This is a genomic window from Nocardia sp. NPDC058658 (genome assembly GCF_042716665.1).
Lineage (GTDB): Bacteria > Actinomycetota > Actinomycetes > Mycobacteriales > Mycobacteriaceae > Nocardia.
In genome coordinates, this window is the sequence record NZ_JBHXRR010000004.1 from 285,116 (window position 1) to 302,806 (window position 17,691).

A 17,691-nucleotide genomic window follows, 5' to 3' on the forward strand; every position below is an offset into this window, starting at 1 on the left:
GCCGGGCGGTTCGGCCGGTAGCACCGTGGAGCGGGCGATCTGGGCGGTGGCGAGCTTCTCGAAACTATCGCGCGGAAAGTTATCCACAACCTGCGTGTTATCCACAGAGGCGGTCTGGAGCGGACGTCGGCCGTCGACGTCGGCGCAGAATGCCGGGCATGGACAGAGTCGTCACCCGCGCACAGTTGGCTGCCGAAGGTGTTGCGTCGAGCACGATCGGCGATCGGTGCCGCCGCGGCACCTATGTGCGGCTGCTACCGGGGATCTTCTGTGAAGGTGCGCCGACCGCGCTGGCGCGATGCGCCGCGATCATCGAGTGGCTGCCCGAAGCGCATCTCAGTCACCGAACGGCCGCATGGCTGTGGGGGATGTTGCCCGAGCCGGAGGTCTTCGAGGCGACCGTGCCGATCGCCCGCCGCCGCAGAACCCCGCCCTGGGTGCGGCTTTACGGGCGCGATCTCTCCGACGACGCGGTGGATGATCTGGCCCAACTGCCGATGACCACTACCGCCCAAACGGTGCTCGACTGTTTGCCGGTCCTGCCGGCGCCGGACGCGGACGCACTGATCGACGAACAGTTGTGCCGCACGGTCGATCCGGCTGAGTTGTCGCGGCTGTGCGAAACCGGTCGACGTGGTGTCCCCGTCCTGCGACAGCAGTTGCGGCATACGGCCTCGCGGGCGCTGTCGGAGCCCGAGCGACTGTTCGCCCGTGCGCTGGCACGCCGCAACCTCCACCTCGCGGCCAACGAACCGATCGGCCCCTTCACCTGCGACTTCGTCGACCATCGCAGTCGCACCGTGGTGGAAATCGACGGCTGGGAGTTTCATAACGACCGTCTGACGTTCCGTCGGGACCGACGTAGGCAGAACTGGTTGTTGATTCATGGCTGGTTCGTACTGCGCTATTCGGCGCACGATGTTCTGCGCACTCTCGACCACTGTGCCGATGAGGTCGCCGATGTTGTGCGTCGCCGCCGGTTCGGTCGTGGACTGGCGAAATCACACACTTCGGCCTCGATCAGTCAGAAAACTGATTAGAACGCGGCCGATTGCGTGATTACGCCGAACCAACCCTTGACGCAACCACTTGGTTGCCATACCCTGAGTTGCAACCAGTCGGTTGCAACATACGAGGAGGCATCATGGGATTCCCTGATCAGATCGTGCGGACTGTCGAGCTCGCGCATCCGCCGGAGAAGGTGTGGGCGGCGATTACTACCGCGGAGGGGCTGGCGAGTTGGTTCGGTAATACTGCCGAGATCGATCTGCGGCCGGGTGGGGCGATGCGGATGACCTGGACCGAGGGGTTCTCGGCGGATATTCGGGTGGAGCGGGTGGAGAAGCCGAGCGTGTTCGGGTACACCTGGCCGATCAATGGACTGCCCGACGAAGATCCGCGGCGCACGTATGTGGAGTTCACGCTCGAGTCGGTCGGCGCGGGGACACGGCTGACCGTGGTCGAGACCGGGTTCGCGCAGCTGTCCGACGACGCCTACAAGGAGGCGTTCGAGGGCAATGTCGGTGGCTGGAAGAGCGAGCTGGGTGAGCTGGTCGAGTACCTCGATGCGGCCTGAGTCGGAGGCGACGGCCGAACGAGTCTTCGTCGCGCTGGCGGATCCGAGCAGGCGAGCGGTGCTGGCCGCCCTCGCCGCCGACGGGCCCGCCACCGCGACGGACCTCGCCGATCGTCTGCCCATCACCCGGCAGGCGATCGCCAAACACCTTGTCCTGCTGGCAGATGCGGGATTGGTGATCGCGGAACCGGGGGAGCGGCGCAGGGTGCGCTACCGACTCGACTCCGCTCCCATGCAAGTGGCCCAACAGTTCCTGGCCGCCATGGCCCGCGACTGGGACGGGCCATTGGACGCCCTCCGGAGACATCTGGACGGCTGAACCGAAGGAAAAGCAATGAGCGACAACAACTTCACCGCGACCACCACCGTCGATGCGACGCCCGAGGAGGCGTTCGCGGCCATCAACAACGTCCGCGGCTGGTGGAACGAAACGATCGAAGGCACCACGGGCACCGTGGGCGACAGCTACCGCTTCGAGGTCCCTGGCGCGCACCGCTGCACGATGACCACCACCGAGTCGATCCCCGGTAAGCGCCTGGTCTGGCACGTCACCGACACCTACATCTCCTTCATCGCCGACACCGCCGAATGGGAGAACACCGACGTCGTTTTCGACATCGTCGAACGTGAGGGCGGTACCGAAATCCGTTTCACCCATGTGGGTTTGCGCCCCGCCGACGAATGCTACGAGGTGTGCGCCAATGCCTGGGGCGCCTACATCACCAAGAGCCTGCACGATCTGATCACCACCGGCACCGGTGACCCGTTCCGAACCGACAGCACCTTCGAGACCGAGGTACTCAAGCACGGCAACGCCGACTTGGTGAAGCCGCGTCCCTAACGCGGTGCCAGCAGCAGGGTTTGGGTGCTGCGGCCCAACGGCCCGGTCTCGTCGAAGAGTGCGGATTCGGCGAGGCCGATGCCATGCGGTTGGGGGTGGGTGACCGCGTCGAGGCACACCCATTCGCCGACCGGTTGGCGGTGCAGGGTGACGGTGAGGTCGGTGTTGATGAACAGGTACTTCGACCAGTCCAGGACGGCACTCACGCCGTTGCCCGAATCGGCGGCCGCGAGTACGCGCTCGAGCGGGCTCGGGGTGGTGCCCGCGACGATCGGATACTTCAGGCGAATCCAGCAGACCGCCGGGCCGGGCTCGTCGAAAGAGCCGGTGGTGAAACGGTATTCGATGCCGGTGTGGAAGCCGACTTCGTGATCGGTCGGGAACAGTGACGGTTGCGTGGCCTCGGGGAACTCGCGGGTGCCGGTGGGCAGGAATTCCTCGGGCAGGTCGAGCACGGGCTCGGCCAGCTTGATCCGCCACGCCTTCGCCTGCATCACCGGCCCCCGCTCGGACGACAGTGTCGCCTCGATCAGCTCCACACTGCGCCCCGCCCGCACCACCTTCGCCTGCGCGGTCAACGGCGCCAACGGAACGGGCCCGAGAATCTCCACCGCGACCCGCCCGACCTGAAACCCCGGCCGCGGCTCACACCGCTCGATCACATGCCCGAGCAGCGCCGAAGGCGGTCCGGCATGTTGGGCATCCGGCGACCAAGGGCCCCGGGTCAGCTCGGTCGAGAGGTACCGGTTCGGGTCCTCGGGGTCTCGGCGGTAGAAAGCATCGGCCACCCGGCTGACGTTACCCCCGGCCCCGCGATCCGAGGTAGCCGCTGCGCGCGGGGCAGTGACGGGCGAATCCGCCGATCGGCGGGCGCGACCCACCCCACCAGGTCGCGCGCGGTATTCAGGCCTGTGCGCTGCCGGTGTAGAGGGCTGTGAACAGGTCGAACAGCGGGCGGAGGGCGCACGGGCTGGTATCCGAAGTGCAGCCGATGGAGGACGAGCCGGAGTCGGCGACCGGCAGCGACGCGGCCTGGGCGGTGCCGATCGGGGCGGCGACGGACAGGGCGGCGGCCACGAGGGCCCCGGCGACGATGCGCTTCATTGATTCACTCCAGTGCTCAGCGTGCCGGTAGGTCGACACGCTTACCAAAGCTACCGATCTCCTCGATGAGCGAAAGCCCCGAAATCCGGGGTGCACGCGGTGGTGCGGCACGCTGGCTCGGCGCGGCGCGTGCCGGATCATCGCGATTTCCCGGTGTGCGAGCACAGCGCGACGCCCGCCTGATCGCGAAGATCGGACGGGCGTCGACGATGGTGGTGCTGGGAGTCAGGAGACGACCGGGAGGTAGACCTTGTTGCCCTGGTCGGCGAACTCGGCGGACTTCTCGGCCATGCCGGCTTCGATGGCGGCCACGTCGGTGAGCCCCTGTTTTTCGGCGTACTCGCGGACGTCGGCGGAGATGCGCATCGAGCAGAACTTCGGACCGCACATGGAGCAGAAGTGGGCGGTCTTGGCGGGCTCGGCGGGCATGGTTTCGTCGTGGTACTCGCGGGCGGTGTCGGGGTCCAGCGAGAGGGCGAACTGGTCGTGCCAGCGGAATTCGAAACGGGCCTTGGACAATTCGTTGTCGCGGTCCTGGGCGTGGGGGTGGCCCTTGGCGAGGTCGGCGGCGTGGGCGGCGATCTTGTAGGTGATCACGCCGACCTTGACGTCGTCGCGGTTGGGTAGGCCCAGGTGCTCCTTGGGGGTGACGTAGCAGAGCATGGCGGTGCCTGCCTGGGCGATGATCGCGGCGCCGATGGCGGAGGTGATGTGGTCGTAGGCGGGTGCGATATCGGTGGCCAGTGGGCCGAGGGTGTAGAACGGTGCCTCTTCGCAGAGCTCTTCCTCGAGGCGGACGTTCTCGACGATCTTGTGCATCGGCACGTGGCCGGGGCCTTCGATCATCACCTGCACGCCATAGGATTTCGCGATTTTGGTGAGCTCGCCGAGGGTGCGTAGTTCGGCGAACTGGGCCTCGTCGTTGGCGTCGGCGATGGAGCCGGGGCGAAGGCCGTCACCGAGGGAGAAGGTGACGTCGTACTTGGCCAGGATCTCGCACAGTTCACGGAAGTGCGTGTACAGGAACGATTCCTGGTGATGTGCCAAACACCAAGCGGCCATGATGGATCCGCCGCGCGAGACGATGCCGGTGACGCGCTTGGCAGTGAGCGGGATGTAGCGCAGCAGCACGCCCGCGTGCACGGTCATGTAGTCGACGCCCTGCTCGCACTGCTCGATCACGGTGTCGCGGTACATCTCCCAGGTGAGCTTGGTGGGATCGCCGTTCACCTTCTCCAGCGCCTGGTAGATCGGAACGGTGCCGATCGGGACGGGGGAGTTGCGCAGGATCCACTCGCGGGTCTCGTGGATGTTCTTGCCGGTGGACAAGTCCATGATGGTGTCGGCGCCCCAGCGCGCGGCCCACACCATCTTCTCGACCTCTTCGGCGATCGACGACGACACCGCCGAGTTGCCGATATTGGCGTTGATCTTGACCAGGAACTTCTTGCCGATGATGGTCGGCTCGAGTTCCGGGTGGTTGTGGTTGGCCGGGATCACCGCGCGGCCGAGCGCGACCTCGTGACGCACCAGCTCGGGGGAGACCCCTTCGCGGGCGGCGATGAACCGCATCTCGGGGGTGATGATGCCCTGGCGCGCCCAGTGCAGCTGGGTGGGCGGGCCTTCGACGGTGGGCTTTTCCCAGTCGTCGCGCAGTTTCGGCAGCCCGGCTTCGAGGTCGATCACCGCGTTGTTGTCGGTGTACGGGCCGGAGGTGTCGAAGACGTCGAAGTGGTCTCCATTGGTGAGATTGATGCGACGAACCGGGATCCGCAGGCCGTCGACCTCGTTGTAGTGCTTGACGCTGCCCTGGATCGGACCGGTGGTGACGGTGTCGACAGACGTGTTCGAGCCCATGATTCTTCCTCCCTACGCCGGCATTACCCGGTCAGGTTCATACGGTCGACGGCCCTGACGCCCGATTGGGCTAGCCGTCCTCTCAGCCCGCTGGTGCGAGCCCCCGTGCTGTGTTTGATGGAGCGCTGGCGCGCTCGAGTTCGCGGCCCCTTGTGTCCCGCCGATGGGAGGCCGTTGCTTGCTCCTTCGTCGCCTGCGCAACGGCCTCCCATCGGCGGGACGGCCGCGAACCGCCGCTTGCGCGGCGGCCCCTCCTCGAGGTCGGGGCGTGCGTGGCTGGGTTGAAGTCTAGGCGGCGTAGTAGTTGTTCGCTAACGAGTGGCGGATTCGGTCAGCTGCGGTTCGGCCGGTGCCGGGGCGGCCTCGGCTTCATCCAGCCCGAACTTGTTGTGCAGCAACGCCAGTGGTTTCGGCGCCCACCAGTTCCAGGTGCCCATCATGCGCATGAGGGCCGGGGCGAGCAGGCCGCGGATGATGGTGGCGTCGCTGATCACCGCGAGGGCGCAGCCGAGGCCGAACAGTTTCATCATCGACACGCCGGAGGTGGCGACGCCCAGGAACACGATGCTCATCAGCAGGGCGGCGGCGGTGAAGATGCGGCCGGTGCGGGCCACGCCCATCGCGACGGCCTCGGTGTTGCCCTCGGTGGTTTTCGGCCCGGCGAGCCATTCCTCGCGGATGCGGGAGAGCAGGAAGACCTCGTAGTCCATCGATGCGCCGAACGCGAGGCTGAACATGAGGATGGGCATGGCGAGGTTGAGGGTGCCGGTGGCGGTGAAGCCGAGCAGTTCCGACAGGTGGCCCTCCTGGAAGATCCACACCATCGCGCCGAAGGTCGCCGCCAGCGACAGGATGTTGAGGATCAGGGCCTTGATCGGGAGCACCACGCTGCCGGTGAACAGGAACAGCAGGACCAGGGTGGTGAGCGCGATCAGGGCGCCCGCCAGGGGCAACTTGCCGGTGATCGCGTTGACGGAGTCCTGGTTGAGCGCGGCCGGGCCCGTGATCAGGGCTTTCGACGGCGCGGGCACGGTGCGCAGGGTGTCGAGTTGGGCGCCGCCCGCGTCGGAGTAGGGGTCGAGGGAGGTGGCGACCGACAGGTAGGCGCCGCGCTGGGGGTCCGACATCTCGGGCACGCCCGCGGCCACCCGCAGCCCGTTGCGATACACCGCCGCGCTGCTGAGGACGGCCGGTACGTCGGGCACCTTGGACAGCTCGCGCGCGTAGGTGTCGAGTTCGGCTGTGTTGCCACGGAATTCGGGCAGCGCGATGGTGGCGCTCGAGGCGAGATCGGCGTCGAATTCGGTGCGAAGGATGTCGCCAACTTCGCGACTGGCGACATCGGTGGGCAGCGACCGGTCGTCGGGATAACCGAACTGCACACCCAGGAACGGCGAGCCGAGCAGCAGCAGGAACGCGGTGGCGGCCAGCGCGATCGACATCGGCCGCTTCATCACCGCGATGACGAGGCCGTACCAAAACGTCTGGCGCGGTTCCTTTTCCGTGCGCGGAGCCAGCCGGAACAGGCGGCGCATCGGTGCGCGCAGGTCGCCCGCGTCGATGCGGTGACCGACCAGGATGAGCAGCGCGGGCAACACGATCACCGCGGCGGCCGCGGCGGCGGCGACCACCGCGATGCCCGCGTAGGCGAACGACTTGAAGAAGTACTGCGGGAACACCAGCAGCGCCGAAAGCGACAGCGCGACAACAAGTGCCGAGTACACGACCGTGCGACCGGCGGTCTGGATCGCGCGGGTCACCGCGGCCGTCGGGGTGGCGCCCGCGGTCAGTTCCTCGCGATACCGGCTCACGATGAACAGGCTGTAGTCGATCGCCAGCGCCAGTCCGAGCGCCGTGGTCATGTTCAGCGCGAAGATCGACACATCGGTCAGGGCGGTCAGCACGCGCAGAATGCCCAGCGATGCCGCGATGGCGAACAGCCCGATCGCCACCGGCAGCGCGGCCGCCATGAGGCTGCCGAACACCAGCGCGAGCAGCAGACCCGTGATCGGGATCGCGATCGCCTCGGCGATGATCAGGTCCTTGCTGATCTGGGTGTTGATATCGGCGAACGTCGCGGCGAGCCCACCGGCCTTGACCGTGACCGGACCGCTCTCGACCTGAAGTTCCTTGCTCAGCATCGCCGCCCGATCGGGCAGTTCGGCATCGTCGCCCTCGATGCTGGCCAGGATGAGCGCGTGCGAGCGGTCCTTGCTGAGCATCGCCTGTTTGAGGTCGGGGCGCGCGGTCCAGTACGACTGCACGCCGCTGACGATCTCGGAATGGGACTCGAGAACGGCGATCGCGTGGTCGGCGGCCGCACGTGCCTCGGCGGAGTCGGCCACGCCCTCGGCGGAGATCGTCAGCACGAAGTTGGGTTCGCTGCCAGGGAAGTTGTCGTTCAGATACTGGCTGGCCTGCACCGAATCGAGATCATCGGTGACGAATCCGCCCGATTTCATGTGCGAGTGCACCGTGGCACCGATCGCGCCACACAGGATCATCAGCAACAGTGCGACCGCGACCACCCAGCGTGGTCGGGCGACGGCGGTGCGGGCGATTGTCGTCAACATCGTCGGGCCTCTTGTTTGTGACTGCTCGGAAACGCTCGAACCGTCACCGTATCCCGCGCCCGATTCTTCTCGATACCGCCTCGGGTCGGAAGTAGGTCGAGTACTATCTCCGCCCCTGGGTGGACGCGACCGCTGCGGTTATCCCGTAGACGAACCGCCCGCAGCAGGCGGCGAAGAGTTGTGCGCGGGCAGAATGCGTCCGCTGACCGCGCCGAGGCCGATCGGCCTCCCTGCCGATCCGGGTGCGGTGGCGGTGATCGTGACCTCGTCGCCGTCGGCCAGGAAGGTGCGGGACTCGCCTGCGACGGTGACGGGTTCTTTTCCACCCCAGGACAATTCGATGAGCGAGCCGCGCTGTGCCGGTTCGGGGCCGGAGATAGTGCCGGAGGCGTAGAGGTCGCCGGGGCGGATCGAGGCGCCGTTGGCGGTGAGGTGGGCCAGCATCTGGGCTGGGGACCAGTACATGCGTGCGTAGGGCGGGTGGGAGACGGCCTCGCCGTTCCACGCCACAGTCAGGTCGATGTCGAGGCCGAAATTATCGGTGCCGCGCAGGTAGGGGAGGGGTTCCGGGTCCTGGGCCGGTAGTGGCACCTGAGCTTCGGTCAGCGCCGCCAAGGGGGTGATCCAGGCCGACATGGACGTGGCGAACGACTTGCCGAGGAACGGGCCGAGCGGCTGGTACTCCCAGGCTTGGATGTCGCGGGCCGACCAGTCGTTGACCAGGGCCACACCGAAAACATGGGAGGTGAATTCGTCGACGGCGACAGGCGCGCCGAGGGTGGAGCCGGTGCCGACGACGAAACCCAATTCGGCTTCGATGTCCAAACGCTCGGACGGTCCGAAATCGGGTGTGCCGGAAGCTGTTCTGCGCTGGCCCCGCGGTCGGATGACAGGCGTATCCGACACGACGATGGTGCCGGCTCGGCCGTGATAACCCACCGGCAGGTGACGCCAATTCGGTAGCAGCGGTTCACTATCCGGCCGGAACAGTCTGCCGAGATTGGTGGCGTGGTCGATGCTGGCATAGAAGTCGACGTAATCGCCGATCCGTATCGGCAGTGCCATCCGCACCGAGGACGCCGGATACAGAGCATCGACCGGTAGTGCCGTATCGGCGAGCGCGCGCAACCTTTCGCGAACCTCGCGCCACCGGCTGGAACCCTGCGCGAGAAAGGCATTCATGTCGGGGCGCGCGAACACCGAATCATCCAGCAGCGCAGCCAGATCGAGCACCGTATCGCCCAACCGACAGCCGACCCGGAAGTCGCCGTCGGGGGGCGCGAAAACCCCGTAGGGCATGTTCTCGGGCCCGAACAGGGAGTCGGCGGGCACCTCCACGCGCAGCAGGCTCATCGCAGCCCCGGCCCGCGACCCGACCAGGTCCACGCATAAGCGGGATCCTCGCAGGCCAGCGCACCCTCGCCGAGTTGCAACGGCCGGAACGTATCCACCATCACCGCCAGTTCGTCGAAGAATTCCGCCCCGATACTGCGTTCATACGCGCCGGGTTGCGGGCCGTGCGCGTAACCGCCCGGATGGACCGAGACCGAACCCTGGGTGATACCGGAACCCTTGCGCGCCTCGTAGTTTCCGCCGCAATAGAACATGATCTCGTCGGAATCCACATTCGAGTGGTAGTACGGCACCGGAATCGACAGCGGGTGATAGTCCACCTTGCGCGGCACGAAATTGCAGATCACGAAATTGGTGGCCTCGAAGGCCTGATGCACCGGCGGTGGCTGATGAACGCGGCCGGTCAGCGGTTCGAAGTCGGCGATATTGAAGGTGTACGGGTACAGGCAGCCATCCCAGCCGACGACATCGAACGGATGCGTCGCGTAGGTCATCCGGGTGCCGATCACCTCGGTGCCCGCGCGATGCTTCACCAGCACCTCCACGTCGGTGTCGTCGACGAGCAGCAATTCGTTCGGCCCGTGGATGTCTCGCTCGCAGTACGGCGAATTCTCCAGCAGCTGACCGAATTTCGAGAGATAGCGTTTGGGTGGGGTGATGTGACTGGATGCCTCGATCACATACGCGCGCAACGGTTCCTCGCCCGTCGGCAGCCAGCGGTGGGTCGTGGCGCGCGGCATCAGCACCTGATCGCCCTGGCGGACCGGCAAGATCCCGAACACGCTTTCCACCACGGCCGCACCGGATTCCACGTACACCAGCTCGTCGCCGATGGCATTGCGGTACAGCGGAGACGCACCCTTGGCGACCACGTACGAGATCCGCACATCGGCATTGGCGAGCAGCAGCCTGCGCCCGGTGACGGGGTCTGTGGAAACGGCCGTGTCGCTGGGAAACAGCAGTGGCAGCCGCAGATGTCGGTGGTGCAGTGGATGATTCGGCGTCAGAGTCTGGTCGGGTAGCTCCCAGATGGTTGCATCGACGATCGCGGGTGGTAGGGCTCGGTGATAGAGCAGCGAGGAGTCTCCGGAGAACCCCTCTTCGCCCATCAGTTCTTCGTAATAGAGGTTGCCGCGCTCATCGCGATGCTGCGTATGCCGTTTCGGCGGCACCGCACCAACTCGCCGGTAGAACATCGAGCGCACCTCCCGCTGCGTTGCAGGCTGAAACTTCTCCCTTCAACGTAACCGAGAACGCGCGGAAATTCCGTCAGAATTCGGCGATCACCGGAGCATGATCGCTGGCGCCCTTGCCCTTGCGTTCCTCACGGTCCACCGAGGCGTCCTTGATCTGGTCGGCCAGCGCGGGGGAGGCGAGGATGAAGTCGATGCGCATGCCCTCCTTGCGGGGGAAACGCAGCTGGGTGTAGTCCCAGTAGGTGTAGACGCCGGGGCCGGGGGCGAACGGGCGCATCACATCGCGGAAGCCGAGGTCGAGCATCGACTGGAAGGCCTCGCGCTCGGGCGCGGAGGTGTGGGTCTTGCCGATGAACAGTTCCGGCGCCCAGACATCGTCGTCGGTGGGGGCGATGTTCCAGTCGCCGACCAGCGCGATCTTCGCCGCGGGATCCTCGGCCAGCCAGCTCGCCGCCTTCGCGTGCAGGGTCGAGAGCCAGTTCAGTTTGTAGGTGTAGTGCGGGTCGTCGAGCGCGCGACCGTTGGGGACGTAGAGACTCCACACCCGCACCCCGCCGCAGGTGGCGCCGAGTGCGCGCGCCTCGACGACCGGCGATTCGATCAGCGAATCACCGGCGTCCTTGTCGAAACCGGGCTGATCAGGGAACGCGAGTTCGACATCGGTGAGCCCGACCCGCGACACGATCGCGACCCCGTTCCACTGGTTGAGCCCCACATGCGCCACCTCGTACCCCGCAGCCTCGAACTGCTCGAAGGGGAACTGATCGTCACGGCACTTGGTCTCCTGCAACGCCAGCACGTCGATGTCGTGGCGGTCCAGTAAGGCGATCGCCCGATCGACGCGGGAGCGGATCGAGTTGACGTTCCAAGTGGCGAGACGCACGGGTGCGGTTGTCCCTTCTAGTGATTCTGGGGTGCTGCGTAGCGGTAGGCGTGGTGTTCGATGAAGCCCAGCTCGCGGTACAGGGCGAGGGCGGCGGAATTGCCCACCTCCACCTGGACGTAGGCGTGGGTCGCGCCGTGCTCGGCACCCCAGCGGATCAGTTCGGCGCACAGCAGCGCGCCGAGTCCGTTGCGGCGGTGCGCGGTTGCCACGGCCACGCAGGTGAGACCGACCCAGCGGCGGCCGTCGGGTGCGGTGGTCACCGCGCCGCGGCCGATGGACAGTGGTTCGGGTAGGCCGAGGGAGGCGAAACCGAGAACACCATCGATGACCGTGGTGAGCACGGCGACATCCGGTTCGCGCACGGACGGGTCGAGGGGGATCTCGCCGCGATAGCGGTGCGTGCGAAGCCAGCCGTCCTCGGGCACATCGGAGATCCGCACCATCGGCGGACCTTGTGGCAGTACGAAATTCGCGATGTCGAGACCGAGGACGACGGTCTCGCTCCAGGTGTTCCAGGTCGGCGGAACGGGGGCGAGGCGGTCGGGCAGTTGCAGCAGCAGCGGCAACCCCTGACTCGTGTACCAGTCCGCGATCTTGTGCATGGTGTCGATCGACAGCACCGCGGGCACACCCGACTCACCCAGTGGCACAGCCGAATTCGCCCGCCCGGTGTAGCCGTTGCCCGCACGCGCGAGCCAACCGTCGATCCACAGGTGGGTGCTGCCTGGCCACGCCATCGCTGCTGCGGTTTCCAAGGAACGAATCTCCTTGGTCCGAATAGGCCTGGGCCCCAGTGCTTTCAGCGCGACGACGCGGTCGGCCGACACCGACACCAGCTCACCCTCGGCGGTCCGGACCGACGGCGGTGCGAGCGACACCAGTTCGCCGATCACGTCGGTGAGCGGCTGGGGATAACCGGCGGGCAGCTGGTACCGCATCACTACGCGGCGCCCGAGGGGGATTTCAGTCGTCATGACCGAAGGGGTCGGGCACGGTTCCCGGAATCCAGCTCAAACCCGGTGTGCCCCAGCCGTTTCGCTTGATCGCCTTCTTGGCGGCGCGGGCGTTGCGGCCGATCAGCACGTCGACATAGAGGAAACCGTCGAGGTGGCCCACCTCGTGCTGCAGCATGCGCGCGAAGAAGCCGGTGCCCTCGATGTCGACCGGCTCGCCGTTCTCGTCGGTGCCGGTGACCCTGGCCCAGTCCGCGCGACCGGTCGGGAACTGCTCGCCGGGCACCGACAGGCAGCCTTCCTCGTCGTCATCGGGATCGGGCATGGTCTCGGGGATGGCCGAGGTCTCGAGCACCGGATTCACCACCACGCCCTTGCGGCGGACCTGGTTGCCCTCGGCGTCGAAATCGGGGCAGTCGTAGATGAACAGCCGCTTGCCGACGCCCACCTGATTGGCCGCGAGGCCGACACCCTTCGACTCTTCGAGGGTGTCGAACATGTCCGCGATCAGCTCGGCCAGCTCCGCGGGGGTCTCCGTCACCTTCGCGGTGGGGTTGTGGAGAACGGGGTCACCGACGATCACGATCGGGAGAATTGCCATGGTCGCCATTATCGCCGCACGCACCGGCGGGCGAGCGGCGGCCCCTGTGGGCCGCGACACCCCTACTGGCCGCTAGTCAACACGCCGTGACATGGGTCGAGGGATCGGGGGAACCCGTGGTTGAATGGCGACGGTATTCACCCATCTCGTGATACTCGGCGAGGGAGCAAGATGGACGGCGCAGCAGCTCGGCACATCTCCGAGGGCCCTGGTGCGGGCGAACCGGACGAGAGCACCGGTCTGAGCCGGCGCGAGCTCGACATCCTGGACTTCGAACGCAAATGGTGGAAGTACGCGGGCGCCAAGGAAGACGCGATCCGCGAGCTCTTCGCCATGTCGGCCACCAGGTACTACCAGGTCCTCAACGCGATCGTCGACTCCGACGCCGCGCTGGCCGCCGACCCGATGCTGGTCAAGAGGTTGCGCCGACTCCGGGCCAGCAGGCAGAAGTCGCGTGCCGCGCGCAAACTCGGTTTCCAGGTCTGACATGACGGTCACACACCCGGTGTTGCGACTAGGGTTGGGCGGGTGAGCAACCCGAACCCCACCCCCGGCGGCCCGCCGTTGCGCGCGCTGGCGATGGTGTTGATCGCGCTGGCCATTGTCTTCGCCGGTCTGGGTGCGATGTCGCTGTCGAATTCCGATGCCCAGGCCTCGGAGGAGCCGACCGAGACCACCACCTCGAGCGCGGTCGCCCAGGCGCCGGCCACCACGAAGCCGCCGACGACCACCAGCGCGGCCGCTGCCCCGACCACGACTTCCGTCGCGCCGACGACCACCTCCGCGACCACCACCGCTCCGGCGGCGAGCGGCACGGATCAGGCTGTGCCGGTGAAGGTGCTGAACAACAGCCTCGTCGCCGGACTGGCCGCGCGCACCGCGAGCGAACTGGGTGCGGCGGGCTGGACCAATGTGAGCACCGGCAACTACAGCGGCGCGAACCTGACCACCACCACCGTGTACTACGGCGGCGGCGCGGGCGACAAGGCCGCGGCCACCGAGATCGCCGAGCAGGTCGGTGGGACGGTCGCGCCCAAGTCGGGCGATACCTCGCCGGGTGTTGTCGTCGTCCTGACCGGTCGCTGAACCAGGCGCGGCACGCGGTGCCGTAGGTCGCCTCGCCGCTGTGGCATCATCTTGAGCGGTATAGCCCCAGTCCGATAAGGAGTCTCCTGATGGCCACGTCGACAACTCGTCGCCCGTCCTGGCGCATTGTGACCCCGGTGCTCGCGGTCGCCGCGCTCGGGCTCGCAGCCTGCACCAACAGCCAGGAGTCGAGTGACGTCAAGGGCACCACGCCGCCGGTGTGGACCAGCTCGGCGGCTCCCGGTGGCGAAAGCGGCGGTCACGGTGGTTCGCACGGCGCACCCGCGACCACCGCGGCTCCCGGCCACGGTGACGATCACGGCACCCCGGCAGCGGGCGGTCTGAAGACCACGCTCAAGAACGGTGCGGGCGCCGATGTGGGCACCGCGACCATCGCCCAGGAGGGCGGCCACCTGGTCGTCACCGTCGAGGCGCACGGTCTCACCCCCGGCTTCCACGGCCTGCACTTCCACCAGAACGGCACCTGTGAGGGCGACTTCGCCTCGGCCGGTGGACATCTGCAGGTCGGCGCCGCCACCGCGCACCCGGCCAGCGGTGACCTCACCTCGCTGCAGGTCGGCGCCGACGGTTCCGCGAAGCTGGTCACCCAGACCGACGCGGTCACCCTCGACAACGTCAAGGGCAAGGCGCTGATCATCCACGCGGGCGCCGACAACTTCGGCAACATCCCGCCGCGCTACACCCGTGAGGGTGGCACCGGCCCGGATGAGACCACCCTGACCACCGGTGATGCGGGCGCCCGGGTGGCGTGCGGCGTCGTCGGTTAGCGAGACACACCCAATGGCCGGGGCATTCGAGCCGGTTCCGTTTCGCGGTTCGCCCCGGCCGACCATCGGCATCGAGTGGGAGATCGCGCTCGTCGACAAGGTGACGCGCGATCTGTCCAATACCGCCTCCGCGGTGTTCGACGCGGTCGGTGATCTGCGCGCGCACGACGGCACCCAGCAGGTGACCAAGGAATTGTTGCGCAACACCGTCGAATTGGTGACCGGTGTGCACGACACGGTCGGTGGCGCGGTCGAGGATCTGCACACCACCATGGACGCGGTGCGGCGCGCAGCCGATCCGCTCGGCGTCGACCTGTTCTGCGCGGGCACCCACCCGTTCGCGGCGTGGTCGGCCCAACAGCTCACGCGCTCACCGCATTACGACGAACTCATCGAACGCACCCAGTGGTGGGGCCGCCAGATGCTCATCTGGGGTGTGCACGTGCACGTGGGAGTTTCGCACCGGGACAAGGTCTTTCCGATCCTGAACTCGCTGCTGCTGTCGTATCCGCATCTGCTCGCGTTGTCGGCCTCCTCGCCGATGTGGTCCGGTGACGACACCGGCTACGCCAGTAATCGCGCGCTGATGTTCCAGCAGTTGCCCACCGCCGGGCTGCCGTTCCAGTTCGAGAACTGGCGCCAGTTCGAAGGTTTCGTGCACGACCAGATGAAAACCGGTGTGTTCGAACAACTCGGCGGCATGCACTGGGACATCCGGCCCGCACCCAAGTGGGGCACCATCGAGGTGCGCGTGTGCGACGGGCTGTCCAGCCGCGCCGAACTGGCCGCGGTGGCCGCGCTGATCCACTGCCTGATCGTCGACCTGGACCAGCGTCTGGAAAACGGCGAGACCCTGCCGACGCTGCCGCCGTGGCACGTGCAGGAGAACAAATGGCGGGCCGCGCGCTACGGCCTCGACGCGATCATCATCGTCGACGACGACAGCAACGAGCGCTTGGTCACCGACGATCTGATGGACCTGCTCACCCGCTTGGAGCCGACCGCGAAGCGTCTCGGCTGTGCCGACGAGCTGGCCGCGGTGGCCGACATTCCCCGCCACGGCGCCTCCTACCAGCGGCAACGCCGGGTCGCGGCGGCTACCCAGGGCGACATGGTCGCGGTCGTCGACGCGCTGGTCCGCGAGCTGGATCAGTAGCGTTCAGCTGCGCAGCGGGGTGGCGTTAACCCGCCGTTTACGATGGTTGGATGCTTGTCGAACAACCACGCACTGTGGCGGGGGGTGCCACCCGTCTGCGCGACCCACGAACACTCGCCGTTGTCGCGGTGGCAGCGGTGCTCGCATTGCTCATCGGGCTGCAGGTCATGGCCGCGATCATGGGCTTCGACGGTCCGCTTTCCAGCCTGGCTCGCGACTTCGTCGGCACGCCCAAGTCGATGTCGGTGCCATGGGCGGGGTTCGTACTCGCGCTGGTCGGGATCTCCACGCGCAGACGCGTGATCTCGCTGGCCGCGGCGATCGGGATCGACGCGGTGTGGGTGGCGCTGCGGCTCATCGACGGCAAGGCGGTGTCCTTCGGCAACGGGCCGACGATCGTGCTGGCCGCGCTCGGCCTGGTCGCCCTGGTGCGCTGGCGGGGTCGCGAGCGCACCGACGCGCTGAAGGCCGTCGCACTCGGCGCGCTGCTGGTGCTGGCCACCAAGGTCGGCGATGTGTGGTTGCACCTGACCTCGGCCGTGCGGCCCACGGTGCTCGACGAATACGTGCTGCTCGCCGATCACGCGCTCGGTGACCCGTCGTGGGTCGTCGGACGGGTGCTCGATGTGCTCGGGCCCGAGGTGTACGCGGTGCTGCACTGGGTCTACATCGAACTGCCGGTGGCGGCGATCGCGGTGGCGGTGTGGCAGTTACGCAAGGTTGTGCCGACCGGGCAGTGGCCGAGCCACTATCTGGTGCGCACCTTCCTGGTGCTCGGGCTGGTCGGGCCGCTGTTCTATGTGCTTTTCCCGGTGGTGGGGCCGATGTTCGCGTTCGGCGCCGACGGGCACGGTTTCGAGGTGGGCAGTTTCTGGCCCGCCGCGCTGCCGCCGATCGACTCGAATCCGTCCGCGCTGCCGTTCGACGAGGTCACCCCGCGCAACTGCATGCCCTCGATGCACACCGCGTGGGCGCTGGCCCTGTTCCTGCACACCCGCCGCGATGTCGACGGCTCCCGCGCTCCGATCTGGCTGCGCTGGGGCGGCGCGTTCTGGCTCGCCGCCACCGTTACCGCGACGCTCGGCTTCGGCTACCACTACGGCGTCGACCTGATCGCGGGCGCCGTCCTGTGCCTGACCGTCGACTCGGCGCTGCGCGCTCCCGAACGCGGCTGGGACGCCTTCCGCCTCCGCCTGGTCGGCTTCGGCACCGCGGTCTTCGCCGGCCTCCTGCTCTCCTACCGCTACCTGGCCGTCCCGATGGCCGAATATCCCGTCGCCGCGGGCGCGATCGTCATCGGCCTACTCGCCGCAGTAGCCATCGCCTTCCACCACACCTGGTTCGCCGCCGCTCCCGAACCTGCCATCGAACGCATCCCCGCAACCTAGAACAACCCGGACGCGGTGGCGGCGTCGAACGGGTACTGCGGTCTCCACCGCCGATCGAAAGTCGAGTCCTGTTGCGCAGGTGAGTAATTGGGTGCGGACCAAAACCGGTACGCGGGCGCACTATGTGTGCGAGGCCAAAGCCGACGGGACCTACCGAACCCTCTGCGGCAAGGTTCGTGGCGTGAAGGATGATTCAACCGACATGGAGTGCCAGCACTGCTCCGGCCGGTGCGCGGTCGAGGTTGTACCCGCCTTCGGGTCATCCAACCCCGCGCCCGGTGTAGGCGGTCAAAGATAGTATGCGAAGCGTCCCAATAATGCAAGCAAATTATA

18 protein-coding genes and 1 riboswitch are annotated in these 17,691 nt (G+C 67.1%); of the genes, 9 read left to right on the forward strand and 9 right to left on the reverse strand.

Annotated features, from left to right (window positions below; all coding sequences use genetic code 11):
• The first annotated feature begins 158 nt into the window (after positions 1-158).
• The 4 genes from ACFWUP_RS10315 (at position 159) to ACFWUP_RS10330 (ending at position 2,417) form a co-directional block, all read left to right on the forward strand.
• The gene (locus ACFWUP_RS10315; RefSeq protein ID WP_379232789.1) at positions 159-1,040 is read left to right on the forward strand and encodes a DUF559 domain-containing protein; all 882 of its coding nucleotides are present in this window, start codon (positions 159-161) and stop codon (positions 1,038-1,040) included.
• 104 nt (positions 1,041-1,144) lie between these two features.
• On the forward strand, positions 1,145-1,576 hold the full coding sequence (locus tag ACFWUP_RS10320; RefSeq protein WP_379232791.1) for an SRPBCC domain-containing protein: 432 nt from the start codon (positions 1,145-1,147) through the stop codon (positions 1,574-1,576).
• A complete protein-coding gene (locus tag ACFWUP_RS10325; protein WP_379232793.1) occupies positions 1,566-1,895 on the forward strand; it encodes an ArsR/SmtB family transcription factor in 330 nt (109 codons plus the stop codon). Before ACFWUP_RS10320 ends, ACFWUP_RS10325 begins: the two co-directional genes overlap by 11 nt.
• 15 nt (positions 1,896-1,910) lie before the next feature.
• Positions 1,911-2,417, forward strand: coding sequence for an SRPBCC domain-containing protein (locus ACFWUP_RS10330; RefSeq protein WP_379232795.1), 507 nt, complete (start codon positions 1,911-1,913; stop codon positions 2,415-2,417).
• On the opposite strand, the gene ACFWUP_RS10335 is transcribed toward ACFWUP_RS10330, so the two are convergent.
• From ACFWUP_RS10335 to ACFWUP_RS10375, 9 genes are all read right to left on the reverse strand, one after another.
• Positions 2,414-3,205 carry a thioesterase family protein gene (locus ACFWUP_RS10335; protein WP_379232797.1) on the reverse strand — a complete coding sequence of 264 codons (792 nt, stop codon included), beginning with the start codon at positions 3,203-3,205 and terminating at the stop codon, positions 2,414-2,416. The genes ACFWUP_RS10330 and ACFWUP_RS10335 overlap by 4 nt on opposite strands.
• A 115-nt stretch (positions 3,206-3,320) precedes the next feature.
• On the reverse strand, positions 3,321-3,521 hold the full coding sequence (locus tag ACFWUP_RS10340) for a hypothetical protein (protein WP_379232799.1): 201 nt from the start codon (positions 3,519-3,521) through the stop codon (positions 3,321-3,323).
• Between the two features lie 225 nt (positions 3,522-3,746).
• Positions 3,747-5,378: a phosphomethylpyrimidine synthase ThiC gene (thiC, locus tag ACFWUP_RS10345; RefSeq protein WP_379232800.1), complete on the reverse strand. Its 1,632-nt coding sequence runs from the start codon at positions 5,376-5,378 to the stop codon at positions 3,747-3,749.
• A riboswitch (TPP riboswitch) is annotated at positions 5,370-5,495 on the reverse strand. (Overlaps the previous gene by 9 nt.)
• 194 nt (positions 5,496-5,689) lie before the next feature.
• Entirely contained in the window at positions 5,690-7,951 is a 2,262-nt protein-coding gene (locus tag ACFWUP_RS10350; protein ID WP_379232802.1) for an MMPL family transporter, read from the reverse strand.
• A gap of 138 nt (positions 7,952-8,089) precedes the next feature.
• A complete protein-coding gene (gene fahA, locus ACFWUP_RS10355) occupies positions 8,090-9,304 on the reverse strand; it encodes a fumarylacetoacetase (protein ID WP_379232888.1) in 1,215 nt (404 codons plus the stop codon).
• Complete coding sequence (locus tag ACFWUP_RS10360) at positions 9,301-10,500, reverse strand: homogentisate 1,2-dioxygenase (protein WP_379232804.1); 1,200 nt, start codon at positions 10,498-10,500, stop codon at positions 9,301-9,303. Before ACFWUP_RS10360 ends, fahA begins: the two co-directional genes overlap by 4 nt.
• A gap of 73 nt (positions 10,501-10,573) precedes the next feature.
• Complete coding sequence (locus tag ACFWUP_RS10365; RefSeq protein ID WP_379232806.1) at positions 10,574-11,383, reverse strand: exodeoxyribonuclease III; 810 nt, start codon at positions 11,381-11,383, stop codon at positions 10,574-10,576.
• 17 nt (positions 11,384-11,400) lie between these two features.
• Positions 11,401-12,360, reverse strand: coding sequence for a GNAT family N-acetyltransferase (locus tag ACFWUP_RS10370; protein ID WP_379232808.1), 960 nt, complete (start codon positions 12,358-12,360; stop codon positions 11,401-11,403).
• Positions 12,350-12,940, reverse strand: coding sequence for a peptide deformylase (locus ACFWUP_RS10375; protein WP_379232810.1), 591 nt, complete (start codon positions 12,938-12,940; stop codon positions 12,350-12,352). The genes ACFWUP_RS10370 and ACFWUP_RS10375 overlap by 11 nt, the downstream gene beginning before the upstream one ends.
• 171 nt (positions 12,941-13,111) lie before the next feature.
• On the opposite strand from ACFWUP_RS10375, the gene ACFWUP_RS10380 reads away from it, so the two are divergent.
• The 5 genes from ACFWUP_RS10380 (at position 13,112) to ACFWUP_RS10400 (ending at position 17,358) form a co-directional block, all read left to right on the forward strand.
• Positions 13,112-13,426 (forward strand): DUF3263 domain-containing protein, encoded by a 315-nt coding sequence (locus ACFWUP_RS10380; protein WP_379232811.1) that lies wholly within the window; start codon positions 13,112-13,114, stop codon positions 13,424-13,426.
• Positions 13,427-13,468: 42 nt separating this feature from the next.
• Positions 13,469-14,026, forward strand: coding sequence for a LytR C-terminal domain-containing protein (locus ACFWUP_RS10385; protein ID WP_379232813.1), 558 nt, complete (start codon positions 13,469-13,471; stop codon positions 14,024-14,026).
• A gap of 89 nt (positions 14,027-14,115) precedes the next feature.
• Positions 14,116-14,814: a superoxide dismutase family protein gene (locus ACFWUP_RS10390; protein ID WP_379232815.1), complete on the forward strand. Its 699-nt coding sequence runs from the start codon at positions 14,116-14,118 to the stop codon at positions 14,812-14,814.
• Between the two features lie 13 nt (positions 14,815-14,827).
• A complete protein-coding gene (locus tag ACFWUP_RS10395) occupies positions 14,828-15,970 on the forward strand; it encodes a glutamate--cysteine ligase (RefSeq protein ID WP_379232816.1) in 1,143 nt (380 codons plus the stop codon).
• 50 nt (positions 15,971-16,020) lie between these two features.
• Complete coding sequence (locus ACFWUP_RS10400) at positions 16,021-17,358, forward strand: DUF5933 domain-containing protein (protein ID WP_379232818.1); 1,338 nt, start codon at positions 16,021-16,023, stop codon at positions 17,356-17,358.
• Positions 17,359-17,691: the final 333 nt, after the last annotated feature.

Excerpts from the sequence above, each read along its gene's own strand:
- ACFWUP_RS10330 (WP_379232795.1), top strand. The coding sequence starts at position 1,911 with ATGAGCGACAACAACTTCACCGCGACCACCACCGTCGATGCGACGCCC.
- ACFWUP_RS10325 (WP_379232793.1), top strand. The coding sequence starts at position 1,566 with ATGCGGCCTGAGTCGGAGGCGACGGCCGAACGAGTCTTCGTCGCGCTG.
- fahA (WP_379232888.1), bottom strand. The coding sequence starts at position 9,304 with ATGAGCCTGCTGCGCGTGGAGGTGCCCGCCGACTCCCTGTTCGGGCCC.
- ACFWUP_RS10315 (WP_379232789.1), top strand. The coding sequence starts at position 159 with ATGGACAGAGTCGTCACCCGCGCACAGTTGGCTGCCGAAGGTGTTGCG.
- ACFWUP_RS10350 (WP_379232802.1), bottom strand. The coding sequence starts at position 7,951 with ATGTTGACGACAATCGCCCGCACCGCCGTCGCCCGACCACGCTGGGTG.
- ACFWUP_RS10390 (WP_379232815.1), top strand. The coding sequence starts at position 14,116 with ATGGCCACGTCGACAACTCGTCGCCCGTCCTGGCGCATTGTGACCCCG.
- ACFWUP_RS10360 (WP_379232804.1), bottom strand. The coding sequence starts at position 10,500 with ATGTTCTACCGGCGAGTTGGTGCGGTGCCGCCGAAACGGCATACGCAG.
- ACFWUP_RS10375 (WP_379232810.1), bottom strand. The coding sequence starts at position 12,940 with ATGGCAATTCTCCCGATCGTGATCGTCGGTGACCCCGTTCTCCACAAC.
- ACFWUP_RS10395 (WP_379232816.1), top strand. The coding sequence starts at position 14,828 with ATGGCCGGGGCATTCGAGCCGGTTCCGTTTCGCGGTTCGCCCCGGCCG.
- ACFWUP_RS10340 (WP_379232799.1), bottom strand. The coding sequence starts at position 3,521 with ATGAAGCGCATCGTCGCCGGGGCCCTCGTGGCCGCCGCCCTGTCCGTC.
- ACFWUP_RS10400 (WP_379232818.1), top strand. The coding sequence starts at position 16,021 with ATGCTTGTCGAACAACCACGCACTGTGGCGGGGGGTGCCACCCGTCTG.
- ACFWUP_RS10320 (WP_379232791.1), top strand. The coding sequence starts at position 1,145 with ATGGGATTCCCTGATCAGATCGTGCGGACTGTCGAGCTCGCGCATCCG.
- ACFWUP_RS10380 (WP_379232811.1), top strand. The coding sequence starts at position 13,112 with ATGGACGGCGCAGCAGCTCGGCACATCTCCGAGGGCCCTGGTGCGGGC.
- thiC (WP_379232800.1), bottom strand. The coding sequence starts at position 5,378 with ATGGGCTCGAACACGTCTGTCGACACCGTCACCACCGGTCCGATCCAG.
- ACFWUP_RS10370 (WP_379232808.1), bottom strand. The coding sequence starts at position 12,360 with ATGACGACTGAAATCCCCCTCGGGCGCCGCGTAGTGATGCGGTACCAG.